The organism is Comamonas odontotermitis, from assembly GCF_014207855.1.
In the GTDB taxonomy this organism is placed as follows: domain Bacteria; phylum Pseudomonadota; class Gammaproteobacteria; order Burkholderiales; family Burkholderiaceae_C; genus Comamonas; species Comamonas odontotermitis_A.
In genome coordinates this window covers 1-14,246 of sequence record NZ_JACHKZ010000017.1, presented here as the reverse complement: position 1 = coordinate 14,246, position 14,246 = coordinate 1, and the positions used below count along the sequence as shown (strand labels likewise).

The 14,246-nt window shown below is 61.1% G+C and carries 12 protein-coding genes and 1 tRNA gene; 9 read left to right on the top strand and 4 right to left on the bottom strand.

Annotated elements, in window-relative coordinates; translation table 11 throughout:
* Nucleotide 1: 1 nt before the first annotated feature.
* Nucleotides 2-2,323, bottom strand: coding sequence for a TonB-dependent receptor (locus tag HNP33_RS13465; protein WP_184709399.1), 2,322 nt, complete (start codon nt 2,321-2,323; stop codon nt 2-4).
* Nucleotides 2,324-2,476: 153 nt separating this feature from the next.
* On the opposite strand from HNP33_RS13465, the gene HNP33_RS13460 reads away from it, so the two are divergent.
* The gene (locus tag HNP33_RS13460; RefSeq protein ID WP_184709401.1) at nt 2,477-3,124 is read left to right on the top strand and encodes a Crp/Fnr family transcriptional regulator; all 648 of its coding nucleotides are present in this window, start codon (nt 2,477-2,479) and stop codon (nt 3,122-3,124) included.
* A gap of 3 nt (nt 3,125-3,127) precedes the next feature.
* Here the strand turns inward: HNP33_RS13460 and plsY are convergent, their stop codons facing one another.
* From plsY to HNP33_RS13445, 3 genes are all read right to left on the bottom strand, one after another.
* Nucleotides 3,128-3,760, bottom strand: coding sequence for a glycerol-3-phosphate 1-O-acyltransferase PlsY (gene plsY, locus HNP33_RS13455; RefSeq protein WP_184709403.1), 633 nt, complete (start codon nt 3,758-3,760; stop codon nt 3,128-3,130).
* 69 nt (nt 3,761-3,829) lie between these two features.
* A complete protein-coding gene (gene ybaK, locus HNP33_RS13450; protein WP_184709406.1) occupies nt 3,830-4,330 on the bottom strand; it encodes a Cys-tRNA(Pro) deacylase in 501 nt (166 codons plus the stop codon).
* A gap of 75 nt (nt 4,331-4,405) precedes the next feature.
* Complete coding sequence (locus HNP33_RS13445) at nt 4,406-5,467, bottom strand: aldo/keto reductase (protein ID WP_184709408.1); 1,062 nt, start codon at nt 5,465-5,467, stop codon at nt 4,406-4,408.
* A gap of 181 nt (nt 5,468-5,648) precedes the next feature.
* Between HNP33_RS13445 and HNP33_RS13440 the strand changes: the two genes are divergently transcribed.
* The 8 genes from HNP33_RS13440 to HNP33_RS21335 all read left to right on the top strand — a co-directional run bounded on the left by HNP33_RS13440 (nt 5,649) and on the right by HNP33_RS21335 (nt 13,935).
* Nucleotides 5,649-6,566 carry an alpha/beta fold hydrolase gene (locus HNP33_RS13440; RefSeq protein ID WP_184709410.1) on the top strand — a complete coding sequence of 306 codons (918 nt, stop codon included), beginning with the start codon at nt 5,649-5,651 and terminating at the stop codon, nt 6,564-6,566.
* A 13-nt stretch (nt 6,567-6,579) separates the two neighbouring features.
* Nucleotides 6,580-7,257 carry an NUDIX hydrolase gene (locus HNP33_RS13435; protein ID WP_184709412.1) on the top strand — a complete coding sequence of 226 codons (678 nt, stop codon included), beginning with the start codon at nt 6,580-6,582 and terminating at the stop codon, nt 7,255-7,257.
* Between the two features lie 163 nt (nt 7,258-7,420).
* Nucleotides 7,421-8,525, top strand: a protein-coding gene (gene prfB, locus HNP33_RS13430) for a peptide chain release factor 2 (RefSeq protein WP_184709414.1) whose coding sequence is annotated in 2 segments (ribosomal slippage) — nt 7,421-7,501 and nt 7,503-8,525 — 1,104 coding nt in all. Because the reading frame shifts where the segments join, the coding sequence is not laid out codon by codon here.
* 106 nt (nt 8,526-8,631) lie between these two features.
* Nucleotides 8,632-9,303 (top strand): HAD family hydrolase, encoded by a 672-nt coding sequence (locus HNP33_RS13425; protein ID WP_184709416.1) that lies wholly within the window; start codon nt 8,632-8,634, stop codon nt 9,301-9,303.
* On the top strand, nt 9,296-12,028 hold the full coding sequence (gene pepN / locus HNP33_RS13420; RefSeq protein ID WP_418903847.1) for an aminopeptidase N: 2,733 nt from the start codon (nt 9,296-9,298) through the stop codon (nt 12,026-12,028). Before HNP33_RS13425 ends, pepN begins: the two co-directional genes overlap by 8 nt.
* Nucleotides 12,029-12,171: 143 nt before the next feature.
* Nucleotides 12,172-13,179: a class 1 fructose-bisphosphatase gene (locus HNP33_RS13415; protein ID WP_184709420.1), complete on the top strand. Its 1,008-nt coding sequence runs from the start codon at nt 12,172-12,174 to the stop codon at nt 13,177-13,179.
* Between the two features lie 52 nt (nt 13,180-13,231).
* A tRNA-Thr gene (locus HNP33_RS13410) sits at nt 13,232-13,307 on the top strand.
* A 199-nt stretch (nt 13,308-13,506) separates the two neighbouring features.
* The gene (locus tag HNP33_RS21335; protein WP_418903846.1) at nt 13,507-13,935 is read left to right on the top strand and encodes a LexA family protein; all 429 of its coding nucleotides are present in this window, start codon (nt 13,507-13,509) and stop codon (nt 13,933-13,935) included.
* The last annotated feature ends 311 nt before the right edge of the window (nt 13,936-14,246 follow it).

The following is a 14,246-nucleotide window of genomic DNA, read 5'->3' as shown; positions in this document are numbered from 1 at the left end:
ATCAGTACTCCACGGCATAGTTCAGGGCGAAGGTGCGGCCGCGCCCATAGAAGGCAAAGGCCTGCGGCGAGACTGCGCCGGTGCCGTACAGGGCCATGGCACGCTGCGACCAGGTGGTCAGGTATTGCTTGTCCAGCAGGTTCTGGATACCGAAGTTCAAACGGCCCACAGGCAATTTAACACCCCCCATCAGATCCAACGTGGTGAAACCGTCGATCTTGAGCGCGCTTGCGTCCTTGAGCGCAAACATATGCGTTGCCTGCAGGCGCAGCGTCACGGGGTTGGGGCTCCACTGCACATAGGCAGACAGCTTGGACGGACTTGCCGTCATGATGCTCTGCTTGGCCCAGCTGCCGTTTTGCCGGGTCTCGGAGCGAATCCACAAGGCATTGCCACCCACATCCCAGCCACGGGCGACGGTGTAGTCGATGGCGCCTTCCCATCCGTAGTTGCGGCGTTTTTCATCGGCCACGTGGATGGTCACATTGTTGTTGCTGTTGTTGAGCTGCAGCGTCTGGTCCGACCACGCATAGAACAGCGCCGTCTGCGCCCGCAGCGCGCCGCTGGCCTGCTTGAAGCCCCACTCCAGCTGGCGCGTCTTGATACCCTTGAGCGGTGAGCTTTCCGGGTCGATGGCAGACACCAGCTGCCAGTGCGTGCCCCTGGCCACATAGCTGCCCTGGCCGTAGTACTTGGCAGGGTCGGGCAGCTCGAAGCCTTCCGCGTAGTTCAGCCAGGTACTGCGCGCAGCATCGATCTTGTAGCGCGCGCCCAGATTGAACAGGCTGACGTTGTAGCTGTTCTTGCCGCCCCGGATGGCATCTGCACTGGTTCCCCGCCCCAGCAGCATGGAGAGCTGCTGGGTGTAGCCCACAAAGTCGTCCACCGTGAGGTCGGTCTTCTGGTAGCGCAGGCCTCCGTTCAGCGTCCACTGCGGATCGAGCTTCCACTCCGCCTGCGCAAAGGCGGCAGCCGTATTCACCCGGTAGCCGGCATAGCGCCCCACGGTGCCGATCTGGCGGTTGACCATGCCCCCGGACGCGAGGGACTGCGCCTTGTCGAACACTGCACCCTCCCCATCAAAGCTCTCGCGGTCCCAATCAACGCCGTAGCGTAGGTTGATGTCGCCCCAGGTCTTGGAAAGAGCCGCCTTCAGCCCCCAGGTGTCGGTATTCTGGCGTGATGCGGTCACCACGGAACTTGGAAACGGCGCGAAATCCAGCTTTTCCTGCCGCCAGAAGCCCTGCACATACAGATCCTGCCCGCCCAACACCTGCGCCGCGTGGTAGTCGGCATTGAATAGGGCCCGCTCGGTCTTGGGCATCACGTCGCTCACGAAACCGCCGCGCTGCTCCAGCAGCTCCGGCTTGCCACCCATGATGCCTGCCAGATTAGGGCCGCCGTACAGGTACGACGATCCATCGAACCGGTTGCGGTAGTACTGCCCCGTCAGCCCCAGCGTCTGCTGCGGGCTGATCTTGATCTGCATATTGCCCAGCACATCCACCCCCTTGGTGTTTTGCGTATCCGTCTGGGCGATATCGGTGCGTACCGGCGCTCCCTTGCCGTCATAGAAGCTGCCGTTGTTCTGCAGGGCAATGCCCAGGCGCGCCTGCACCCGGTCGTTGCCGCCGGCAATCGATTGCGCCAGGCGGTACTGGTGGTCGCGCGAGCCCTGAAAGCCCGAGGTCACTCCCACCTCGCTGCCCAGTTGCATGCCCACTGCACTGCCCTTTTTGGTAATGATGTTCACGATGCCGCCGGTGGCGCCGCCGCCGTACAGCGCACTGGCACCCGAGAGCACCTCGATGCGCTCGATGTTGAATGGGTCGATCGAATCGAGCTGCCGCGCCGTGCCGCGCGAGCTGTTGAGCGACACGCCATCGAGCATCACCAGCATGGTGCGGCCGCGCAGGTTCTGCCCGAAGTTGCTGCGCGACTGGCCGCCCAGGTCAACACCAGGCACCAGTTGGCCCAGCGCCTCGCCCAGGCTTTTACCGGCATTGACCTGCTGCAGCAGCGCATCGCTTTCAATGATCTGTGTGGTTTGCGCCAGCTCGCTGCGGATGCCGGGGGCGGCACTTGCCACCACGCGCTGGACTGCCAGCTCGGCCTCTGCCTGTGCACTGGCCTGCTCGGACGTGGCCGATGCCCAAGCATCCTGCGGCATCGGCGTGTTTTGAGCCTGGGCTTGCGCCTGGCACGCCAACAGCGCCATGGCCAATGCCACAGGCGTCAGACGGCAAGCCTTGATGCCCTCTGCATGCCTATCCGCCCGGACTGCTGCATCCAGACCTGTTTTCTTCTGCCCCTGATCGCCCATGAATCACCTTCTTATTCGCTCACAACAACAAAGGTGAAGCGTATATCGAAGAGAATGAGAATTCTTTTCTTTTGAGAACAATTCTCAATACAGATGCATTCAAAAACGGCTTTTCTCAAAAAGGAGCAGGTGCTGGCCCATTGGAGCCATTGCATGTGGGGCCATACACTGAGCCCGGAACAGGCTACCGAGCTGGTTCACCCCCATCTGCGGGTGCGCCATGTGCATGCAGGTCAGCATTTGTGGCACAGCGGCGATGTGCCCCAGGGCTGGATCGGGGTATCGCGCGGGGCAGCAAAGATATGCGTGTCTACCGAGAGCGGGCGCTCGATCACGCTGTGTGGCTATGCGGGCAGCTGGTTTGGCGAGACCTACCTGCTGCGCCAAGGGGCGGTCATGGATTGCGATGCCATTGCACTGCATGACCTGACGATGATCACCCTCCCCACAGACGCCTTTCACGCCTTGCGCCATGCGTCATCAGCGTTCAGCCAGTTTTTGCTGGAGTTGGCAGCCGAACGCACACACCAGCTCATGCGCCTGCTGATGGCCCAGCAGTGCACCGGGGTCACCAGCCGCGTGGCCCAGTGCCTGGGCTCCCTCATCACGCCAATGAACTTTCCGTTTCCCGATGCGGGGCTGCTCAATATCACGCAGAGCGAGCTGGCTGACTTCTGCCAGGTTTCCCGCGCCCGCCTGAACGAAGCCTTGCTGACGCTGGAAAAACAGCAGTTTCTGGAAGTGGGCTACCGCAGCGTGCGCCTCAAGGACATCGATGGCCTGCGCCGCTATAGCGCCTGAGCACTATTTGCTCTTTTTCTGACCCAGCTTCGATTCCTTGCCTTCGAGCAGGCGCTGGATATTGAGCTTGTGGCGGTATACCAGCAAGGCCGACATCGCCAGGATGGCCAGGAGAATCCACTTGTTGAATTCCCACAGATCGCCGCCCAGCAGGATGTACAGCACCGGCGCCATCACCGCTGCAACCAGCGACGACAAAGACGAATAGCGCCAGACGGCAGCCACCACCACCCAGCAGGCCAGAACCAGCAGGCCCAGCCAGCCGCTGAAGCCCACAAGCACGCCCAAAGCGGTGGCTACACCCTTGCCGCCTTCAAACTTGAAGAAAACCGGCCACAAATGGCCCAGAAAGGCACCCAGGCCCGCCAACGCCATCGCGCCCTCTTCCAGCCCGTACGGTTTGCCAAAACAGGCCACCAAGACCACCGGCAGCCAGCCCTTGGCGGCATCGAGCAGCAAGGTCACGACGGCGGCTGCCTTGCTGCCTGAACGCAGCACATTGGTGGCCCCTGGGTTCTTGCTGCCATAGGTGCGCGGGTCATTCAGCCCCATGACGCGGCTGACGATGACGGCAAACGACAGCGAGCCTACAAAATAGGCCGCAACGGCCACCAGGATGGAATAGACAATGCTCAAAACGCTTCCCCTTGCCCGTGCGCCGATGGTTTGCGCAGCCGGATGTATGTATATGACAGAATCAAGTCGCTATTCTGCCAGCGCACACTGCACGGGCCTGGCTCCCAGCACCTGAAGGCAGGCCTGCGGGTCGATCTGCACCAAAAAACCACGCCGCCCGCCATTGATGGCAATGCGCGGCAGCGCCAGGATGCTCTCTTCAATATAGACCGGCATATCCTTGCGCGTTCCAAAGGGCGAGGTGCCGCCCACCAGATAGCCACTGTGCCGGTTGGCCACTTCCGGCTTGCACGGCTCCACGCTCTTGGCACCGATCTGGCGCGCCAGGTTCTTGGTGGACACCTTGCAGTCGCCATGCATCAGCACGATGAGCGGCTTGGCATCCTGGTCCTGCATGACCAGGGTTTTGACCACTGCATGTTCATCCAGCCCCAGCTGGCGCGCAGATTCGCTGGTGCCGCCATGCTCCACGTATTCATAGGGATGCTCGGTGAACGCCACCTTGTGCGCCTTGAGCATCTGGGTGGCGGGGGTTTCACTCACATGCGCGTTCTTGTCTTTTTTTGCCATTGCTGTTGACCCAGGGCAAGAGGCGGCAGACAGTGTGCAGCCGCTCGCTGAAAGCTGTTTTCCTCAAAGACCGCATCACTGCGCCGGATCGCGCAGCACCCAGCGGATCGCGTCGATTTCGCGGAGCAGATCTTCGGACACCTGCGTGCCCCATGCGTTCAGGTCTTCCTCCAGCTGCGCCATGGTGCGCACGCCGATGATGGTGCTGGCCACCTGCCATTTGGTGTAGCAGAAGGCCAATGCCAGGGCTGCGGGCGTCATGCCATGGTCACGCGCCAGCTGGTTGTAGCGCCTGGCGGCCACCAAGGATTCCGGCCTGCCCCAGCGCTGCTTGCGCACCGATTCGTAGCCTGCAATGCGCGCTTCCTTGGGCGCATTGGGGCCGGTGATACCGCTTTCGTCATACTTGCCGGTGAGCAAGCCAAAGGCCAGCGGAGAATAGGCCAGCAGCGACACGCCCAGGCGGTCACAGGTTTCATCCAGGCCGTTTTCCCAACTACGGTTGATGAGGCAGTAGGCGTTCTGAACGCTGGCCACGCGCGGCAGGCCATGCTGCTCGGCAAGACGCACAAACTCGTGCACACCGTAAGGCGTCTCGTTCGACAGGCCAATATGGCGGACCTTGCCCGCCTTCACCAGGCCCGCGAGCGCCTCCAGCTGCTCGCGGATCGTCGTTTCGCTGGTTTCCTTCTTCGGGTCGTAGTACAGGTTGCCAAAGGCGGGGACATGGCGCTCCGGCCAGTGAATCTGGTAGAGGTCGATCACATCCGTCTGCAGACGGCGCAGGCTCGCGTTGCACGACGACACGATGTCGGCCGCCGTCATGCCTTTGCCTTCGCGCACCCAGGGCATGCCGCGCGAGGGGCCTGCAACCTTGCTGGCCAGCACCACCTGCTCGCGCTTGCCGGGGTTGGCCTTGAACCAGTTGCCGATGATGGTTTCGGTGGCACCAAAGGTCTCGGCACGGGCCGGCACCGAGTACATCTCGGCAGTATCCCAGAAGTACACACCGCGCTCCAGCGCGCGGCTGAGCATGGCGTGGGCATCAGTCTCATTCACCTGCTCGCCAAACGTCATGGTGCCCAGGCAAATGGGCGATACCTTCAAATCACTGCGGCCGAGTTGGATGTCTTGCATGGTTGTCGATGAATTGCAAAATCTAAAACACAAAAAAGTACGCCGCAACACCGCTGCGGCGCAATGCATGCACTATAAAACGATATGCCGCCCTTTGCCCGGGCGGGCCAGTCGCCCAGGTACAGGCGTCTGCACTGGCCCCGCAGGACAATGCCTGACCACCGCTTTCTCCTCGCCAACCATGTACCAGCCGCAACGCCGCGCCACCAGTCGCCACTTGGCCATCCGCAACCACCCTTACCACCTACTGCAGTGGGGCAGCAGCCAAAGCCTGCCTGCGCTGGTGCTTTGCCACGGCTGGATGGATGTAGGCGCATCGTTCCAGTTTGTCGTCGACCAGTTCAGCAATGCCTTTGCGGAAAACCGCACGATCATCGCGCCCGACTGGCGCGGCTTTGGCCAAAGCCGCAGCTCCAGCGCGCCAGACCACTTTCCGTTTGTGGACTACCTGGGCGATCTGGATGCACTCATCGACGAAATCAGCCCCGATGCGCCGATTGATCTGGTGGGCCACAGCATGGGCGGCAATGTGGCGATGCTGTACGCGGCCGCGCGCCCGGCCCGGGTGCGTCGGCTCATCAACCTGGAAGGCTTTGGCCTGCCCGCCTCACAGCCTTCGCAGGCACCGCAGCGCACTGCCCGCTGGCTGGACGACATCCGCGACCTGCGCAACGGCAAGATTGGAACCCGGCCCTACGCCAGCGCAGCCGAAGTCGCCGCGCGCCTGCAAAAGAACAATTCGCGCCTGTCCGCCGACAAGGCGCTGTGGCTGGCCCACCATTGGGCCACCGTGGGGACGGATGGCCTATGGCACATTGCTGGCGACGACGCGCACAAAGTCGTCAGCGCACAGCTGTTTCGCGCCGATGAAATGCTGGCCAGCTACGCGACCATTGTCTGCCCCACGCTGATGGTCAAAGCCGAGCCCGACACCATGGCCGCCTTCTGGCAGGGCAAGTTCACGCAAGCAGAGTTTCTGCGGCGCCTCGCGCTGGTGCCCGATGTGCAGGTTGCCAGCCTTTCGGAAGCTGGCCACATGCTGCACCACGACCAGCCGCGTGCGCTTGCCACCATGATCGAAGATTTTCTGAGAAGCTGATATCCACCAAACCATGCAACTCTCTCGCGCCCTTCACGCCCGCATCCACTCCGCACTGCAGCACTTTGCCGTGCGAGCCCTGGATGATGGCGGCCACGCGCGCGCAGCGGTCGCGCTGGTCATCTGCGACGAAGGCGCCGGGGCGCAACTCCCACCCCAATCCGGTGCGCCAGGTTCGGCTGCGCCCAGGCACTGGAGCCATGAAGCCGCCTTGCTGCTCACCCGCCGCGCCCTGCATCTGCGCAACCACGCCGGGCAATGGGCGCTGCCGGGTGGGCGGATCGAAGCGGGTGAATCACCCGAGCAGGCCGCGCTGCGCGAAGTGCACGAAGAGATTGGCCTGCGCCTTGCATCCACCCAGATACTGGGCTGCCTCGATGACTATGCCACCCGCTCCGGCTTTGCCATCACGCCGGTCGTGGTCTGGGCAGGCGCAGTGGCGCAGCTGCAGCCCAATCCGGACGAGGTGGCCAGCATCCACCGCATTGCACTGACCGAATTGCTGCGCAGTGATTCGCCCATGCTCGATGCCAGCGCCCATTCGCCCCACCCTGTTCTGCGCATGCCCATTGGCAATAGCTGGATTGCTGCGCCCACGGCGGCCTTTCTGTACCAGTTTCGAGAGGTCTGCCTGTGCGGGCGCACCACACGGGTCGCGCATTTTGACCAGCCCACGTTCGCATGGCGCTAGCTGTGCGGGCAGCTTTGGTATCAAAACCATAGCTACCTGCGTGCATCTGGCAAGCGCTAGAGGTGATTTTCATCAATCTTATATGTAAAGCCACCTTGGCGAGCCCGGTACCGCCGCCATGCGACAATAATGGGCTTGATTGCAAGAACAGGACACACAGAACATGGAAGCAGAACGCATCAACCAGATTGGCAACGCCCTCGAAGACCTGTCCACCCGGACAGAAGAGCTTCGGAGGTATCTTTGACTACGATGCAAAGTACGAACGCCTGCGCACAGTAAACGCCTCACTCGAAGACCCGGCCGTCTGGAACGACCCGAAAAAAGCCCAGGAACTGGGCAAGGAAAAGAAAGCGCTCGATTCCGTCGTGCTCACCCTGCAGAAGCTGACGGGTGAGCTGGCCGACAATTCCGAGCTCTTTGAGATGAGCAAGGAAGAAGGCGACGACGCCGGGCTGGAGACCATCGAGGCAGAAACCAACAAGCTCCGTCCGCTGATCGAAGAGCTGGAGTTCCGCCGCATGTTCAGCCAGGAGGCTGATCCGCTCAACTGCTTCATCGACATCCAGGCCGGCGCCGGTGGTACCGAAGCCTGCGACTGGGCCAGCATGCTGCTGCGCCAGTATCTGAAGTACGCCGAGCGCAAGGGCTTCAAGGCCACCGTCGAAGAAGAGACGCCTGGCGACGTGGCCGGTATCAAAAGCGCAACCATCAAGGTCGAGGGCGAATATGCTTATGGCCTGCTGCGCACCGAGACCGGTGTGCACCGCCTGGTGCGCAAGAGCCCGTTTGACTCGTCCGGCGGCCGCCACACCAGCTTCTCGTCGCTGTTTGTCTACCCGGAAATCGATGATTCGATCGAAATCCAGATCAATCCGGCCGATGTGCGCACCGACACCTACCGCGCCAGCGGTGCAGGCGGCCAGCACATCAACAAGACCGATTCGGCCGTGCGCCTGACGCACATCCCTACCGGTATCGTGGTGCAGTGCCAGGACGGCCGCAGCCAGCACAGCAACCGCGATGTTGCCTGGCAACGCCTGCGCTCCAAGCTCTATGACTTTGAAATGCGCAAGCGCATGGAAGAGCAGCAAAAGCTCGAAGACACCAAAACCGACGTGGGCTGGGGCCACCAGATCCGCAGCTACGTGCTGGACAACAGCCGCATCAAGGACCTGCGCACCAACGTCGAAGTCTCGGCCACCCAGAAGGTGCTGGACGGAGACCTCGATGTGTTCATCGAAGCATCCCTGAAACAGGGTGTGTAACCCCTCGGAGCAGCGTGTCACACGCTGCTCCGCTTAGATTTTTGACTCATCCTGCATGGCTGCCCCCACGCCGCCATGCATTGCCACCAGAAAGCCTTTGCCTGCAATGCCTCCCATCCAAGCGCTGATTTTCGACATGGACGGAACCATGGTGGACTCCATGCCCTGGCATGCCAAAGCCTGGGTTGAATATGCGCGCCGCCACAGCATGGATCTGGACGTGCCAGCGTTCATGGTGCAAACCACCGGAAAAAATGCCTTCGAATGCGCCTGCGCCCTGATGGGCCGCACCGTGAGCGCCGAAGAATCCGAGCGCATCACGGCAGAAAAGGAAGGCATTTACCGCGAACTGTTTGCCGCCAACTTCAGCGCAGTGGGCGGTTTTGAGCGCTTTGCGGCTCAGGCCCATGAAATGGGGCTGAAGGTGGCCATTGGCACGGCGGGTGACCAGGACAATGTGAACTTCGTGCTGGGCAACCTGCAAATGCAGCCTCCCGCGCATGCCATTGCCCGTGGCGACGAGGGCCTGCCTGGCAAACCCCACCCCGATATTTTCCTCAAGGCAGCCGAGCGACTGAGCGTCGATCCGGCTGCCTGCGTGGTATTTGAAGATGCGCCCCACGGCATTGAAGCGGCGCGCCGCGCTGGCATGCGCGCTGTGGGCATCGGCACCACACACAACGAACAAGACCTTGGTGGTCCCCATGTAATGGCATGGGCGCCCGATTTCTCGACCCTGCTGAGCAAGCAATTTCTGGAGAGACTCCATGATGCGTGAAGGACAAGCACACACCGTGTACCGTGCCGATTACCAGGCCCCTGCATGGTGGATTGAAACGGTCGATCTGACTTTCGACCTGGATCCGGCCAAAACCCGCGTCCTGAACAAGATGCGCGTGCGCCGCAACCCCGATGTGCCCGCTCAGCCCCTGCACCTCAATGGTGACGAGTTGAACCTGGCCCGCGTGCTGGTCAATGGCGCCGGCACATCGTTCAAGATGGAAGGCTCCGATCTGGTGCTGGAAAACCTGCCAGAGGGCAGCGAGCCGGTGGATCTGGAAATCTTCACCACCTGCGTGCCCGAGAAGAACACCAAGCTGATGGGCCTGTACACCAGCAACGGCTCGTTCTTCACGCAATGCGAAGCAGAAGGATTTCGCCGCATCACCTACTTCCTGGACCGCCCCGATGTGATGGCCATGTACACCGTCACCCTGCGCGCCAGCAAGGCGCTCTTCCCGGTGCTGCTGTCCAACGGCAACCTGGTCGAACAAGGCGAATTGCCCGAGGGGCGCCACTTTGCCAAATGGGTGGATCCGCACAAGAAGCCCAGCTACCTGTTTGCCCTGGTAGCCGGCAACCTGGTTGCGCGTGAGCAAAAGATCAAGAGCCGCGCCGGCAACGAACACCTGCTGCAGGTCTACGTGCGCCCCGGCGACCTGGAAAAGACCGAGCACGCCATGAACTCGCTGATGGCCTCCATCGCCTGGGACGAAGCCCGCTTTGGCCTCAGCCTGGATCTGGAGCGCTTCATGATCGTTGCCACCAGCGACTTCAACATGGGCGCGATGGAAAACAAGGGCTTGAACATCTTCAACACCAAGTACGTGCTGGCGAGTCAGGCTACGGCCACCGACGCCGACTACGCCAACATCGAATCGGTGGTGGGCCACGAATACTTCCACAACTGGACGGGCGACCGCGTCACCTGCCGCGACTGGTTCCAGCTCTCGCTCAAGGAAGGCCTCACGGTTTTCCGCGATCAGGAATTCAGCATGGACATGGCGGGCTCGCCATCGGCCCGCGCCGTCAAGCGCATTGACGATGTACGCGTGCTGCGCACCGTGCAGTTCCCCGAAGATGCAGGCCCCATGGCCCACCCCGTGCGCCCTGACAGCTACGTAGAGATCAACAACTTCTACACCGTCACCGTCTATGAAAAAGGCGCCGAAGTGGTGCGCATGCAATCCGAGCTGGTGGGCCGTGAAGGCTTCGCCAAGGGCATGAAACTGTATTTCGAGCGCCATGACGGCCAGGCCGTGACCTGCGACGACTTCGCCCAGGCCATGGCAGATGCCAATCCGGGCTCCCCGCTGGCCCAGCACCTTGCGCAATTCAAGCGCTGGTACAGCCAGTCTGGCACGCCGCGCGTGGCTGCCAGCGGCACCTACGATGCCTCGGCCCAGACCTACACACTCACCCTGTCGCAACACTGCCCTGCCACCGCCGGGCAACCCAGCAAGGAACCCTTCGTGATTCCTGTCACGCTCGGCCTCGTAGGTGCCGACGGCAGCCAGTTGCCTGTGGTCATCCGTGCGACCGAGGGCCTTTCTGCCTTTGCCAACAGCGCTACCAGCCATACCGTGGTGCTGACGCAACCCACTCAGACCATCGTGTTCGAAGGCGTGGCCCAGGAGTCGACACCATCGCTGCTGCGCAATTTCAGCGCCCCCGTGGTACTGGAGATGGACTACAGCGATAGCCAACTTCGCCACCTGCTCGCACACGATGCAGACGCCTTCAACCGCTGGGAGGCCAGTCAGCGCCTGGGTTTGCGGATTGCCCTGCAAAACATAGCCGCTCGCGCAAATACCGCAAGCGCCGACATCACCGACAGCGCGTTGGACGCAAACATCCTGCCTACGCCATACATCGAAGCCATGCGAGCCGTGCTGCGCGACCCGCTGCTCGATGCCGCCTTCAAAGACCTGGCACTCACCTTGCCATCCGAGGCCTACATCACCGAGCAACTGGACAGCGTTGATCCGCAGATCGTGCACCAGGTGCGCGAAGCCATGCGGCAGCAACTGGCCACCGACCTTGCTGCCGACTGGGCCTGGGCCTATGAGCAATGCAGCAACACCGGCGCATACGCGCCCGATGCCGTGAGCAGCGGCAAACGTGCGCTCGCCGGTCATGCGCTCCTGATGCTGTGCGTGGCGGCCCGCGCCTCTGGCGACAAAGTCTGGCCCGGCAAGACGCTGCAGCGCTTCAAGGACGCGGGCAATATGACGGATCGTTACAACGCACTGAGCGCTCTGGTTGTCAGCGGCAGCGAACTGGCGCCCCATGCGCTCCAGTCCTTCCATGCCATGTTCAAGAACGACGAACTGGTGATGGACAAATGGTTCGCCCTGCAAGCGGGTGCGCCAGATGTGGACGGCAGCGCCCTGCCCGCAGTTCGCGCACTGATAAAACTGCCCGACTTCAACATCAAGAACCCCAACCGCGCCCGCAGTGTGATCTTCAGCTACTGTAGCGGCAACCCCGGCGGCTTCCACCGCGCCGATGGCGCAGGTTATGCCTTCTGGGCCGAACAGGTGATCACACTGGACGACTTCAACCCGCAGGTTGCAGCCCGCCTGGCACGCGCCCTTGATCGCTGGAAGAAGCTGGCCGAGCCCTACCGCACCGCTGCTGGCGAAGCCATTGCCAAGGTCGCCGCCAAGCCCAAGCTAAGCAATGATGTGCGAGAAATCATTACTCAGGCAATGAACCATTGATGATCCAGGCCGCCCTGATGGGCGCTTGGGTTTGAGTTTTCAGCGCTTTCATGGCCATGAATGCACAGCAGGAATTTCCTTGACGGAGACACCCCGCTCGGCCCAAGCCCACGTAAGTCATATTTGTATTGATAGGAACGGTTATGAACCAACGTATCTCCCTGTCGCGCTACCTCGTTGAGCAGCAGCGCGTCGACGGCCTCATTCCCGCACAGCTGCGCCTGCTGCTCGAAGTGGTGGCCCGCGCCTGCAAGAGCATCAGCCAGTCCGTCAACAAAGGCGCGCTGGGCGGCGTGCTCGGCACGGCCGGCAGCGAAAACGTACAAGGCGAAGTACAGAAAAAGCTCGACATCATTGCCAACGAAGTGCTGATCGAAGCCAATGAATGGGGCGGCCACCTGGCCGCCATGGCCTCCGAGGAAATGGACAGCATCTACCTGGTGCCCAACCGCTATCCGCAAGGCGAATACCTGCTCATGTTCGACCCGCTGGACGGCTCATCCAACATCGATGTCAACGTGTCGATCGGCACCATCTTCAGCGTGCTCAAAAAGCCCGAAGGCCACCCCGGCGTGACTGAAGAAGACTTTCTGCAGCCCGGCGCCCAGCAAGTGGCCGCAGGCTATTGTGTGTATGGCCCGCAAACCACGCTCGTACTGACCGTAGGCGACGGCGTGGCCATGTTCACGCTGGACCGCGAAATGGGCAGCTTCGTCCTGACCCAGGAAAACGTGCGTATTCCCGAAGACACCAAGGAATTCGCCATCAACATGAGCAACATGCGCCACTGGGACGCCCCCGTCAAGCGCTATGTCGATGAATGCCTGGCTGGCGTCGAAGGCCCTCGCAACAAGGACTTCAACATGCGCTGGATTGCCTCGATGGTGGCTGACGTGCATCGCATCCTCACGCGCGGCGGCATCTTCATGTACCCCTGGGACAAGCGCGAACCCAACAAGCCTGGCAAACTGCGCCTGATGTACGAAGCCAACCCCATGGCCTGGCTCGTGGAACAAGCCGGCGGTGCCGCCACCAACGGCCGTGAGCGCATCCTGAACCTGCAGCCCACCAAGCTGCACGAACGTGTCAGCGTGGTCCTGGGCTCCAGGAATGAGGTGGATCGCGTCACCCGCTACCACCTGGAAGCCTAATTCCCAGCATTCGTTTTTGAGGCGGAAATTCACGCTATAATTTCGCTCTAACGCCGGTGTAGCTCAGTCGGTAGAGCAGCTCATTCGTAATGAGAAGGTCGCGTGTTCGATTCATGTCTCCGGCACCAGAATAACCAATGTTTATGCGGGTTTTCGCAAAAATTGGGACTTAATTGGGGCAGTTTCTTTTTAGAAACTGCCCCTTTTTCTTTTTCTGCTGCGCGCTGTTCATTGACCGCAACGCGCAAAGTTTTACGTCTTCACAACTGCCCATCCGCGCCATATACCGGATGCGTGCACAGCAAAACAACGAATTCCCAGACACCAATGCCGGTGATGCTTTCCTCGCTATCGCCCATCTTCGCCAACAGCATGGTTGGTGTCAGTGCCCTGCCCGGTATCAGAAATCGAGGCAAGTATTTCGGCTTGTCCAAGCTCCAGGCGGAACATGAGCACAAGACATTCTTCGTTCGTGTGGCCGGGCCATCGAGGATCAACGATGACATCGATGAAGAAGACCTGATCGTTGAGGTCGGTGCAAAGCTTCCGCACTGCGGCTATATCGTTGTCGCTGTCGCTGTCGTGGATGGTGAACATACGTTCAAGGCGCTACACCCGACAAACGATATGTGTATGCCCAAAGCTGGCAACTCAGACCATCCGGATAGTGGGCTATGCGAGGGCCAGATACTGGAAATTTGGGGCGAGAGGTTACCGCCAGCATCAAACGCTTTAACTGGGGCCCAGGGTTCGTGATACGACGCGATAACACCGCCCGTACACTGCGCCGGCTGCGCGTGTAATTCGCGTTTTCCCTCTCATTTACACAGCCTCTTGGCTAGTATGGCAACAGCACAGGGGCGAATTCTTCCGATGCCCACCGAACACCAACTCCAGTCGCTGCCTGGTCGCTTTGCCCATTGTTCAGGGGATAGATTGGCCGCGAAAATGGATTACTCATATCAATTCCAAACGGCTTTGTTGCACAAATCCGGGCCGCAGCGGTAGTAGGCTCGGATGATGAGTGAGACGAACTGGGGTCGGCGCAAGTACCGCACCACAAACTG

Coding starts and splice junctions, on each gene's coding strand:
- HNP33_RS13465 (WP_184709399.1), bottom strand. CDS start 2,323: ATGGGCGATCAGGGGCAGAAGAAAACAGGTCTGGATGCAGCAGTCCGG.
- HNP33_RS13460 (WP_184709401.1), top strand. CDS start 2,477: ATGTGGGGCCATACACTGAGCCCGGAACAGGCTACCGAGCTGGTTCAC.
- ybaK (WP_184709406.1), bottom strand. CDS start 4,330: ATGGCAAAAAAAGACAAGAACGCGCATGTGAGTGAAACCCCCGCCACC.
- HNP33_RS13445 (WP_184709408.1), bottom strand. CDS start 5,467: ATGCAAGACATCCAACTCGGCCGCAGTGATTTGAAGGTATCGCCCATT.
- HNP33_RS13440 (WP_184709410.1), top strand. CDS start 5,649: ATGTACCAGCCGCAACGCCGCGCCACCAGTCGCCACTTGGCCATCCGC.
- HNP33_RS13435 (WP_184709412.1), top strand. CDS start 6,580: ATGCAACTCTCTCGCGCCCTTCACGCCCGCATCCACTCCGCACTGCAG.
- HNP33_RS13425 (WP_184709416.1), top strand. CDS start 8,632: ATGCCTCCCATCCAAGCGCTGATTTTCGACATGGACGGAACCATGGTG.
- pepN (WP_418903847.1), top strand. CDS start 9,296: ATGCGTGAAGGACAAGCACACACCGTGTACCGTGCCGATTACCAGGCC.
- HNP33_RS13415 (WP_184709420.1), top strand. CDS start 12,172: ATGAACCAACGTATCTCCCTGTCGCGCTACCTCGTTGAGCAGCAGCGC.
- HNP33_RS21335 (WP_418903846.1), top strand. CDS start 13,507: ATGCCGGTGATGCTTTCCTCGCTATCGCCCATCTTCGCCAACAGCATG.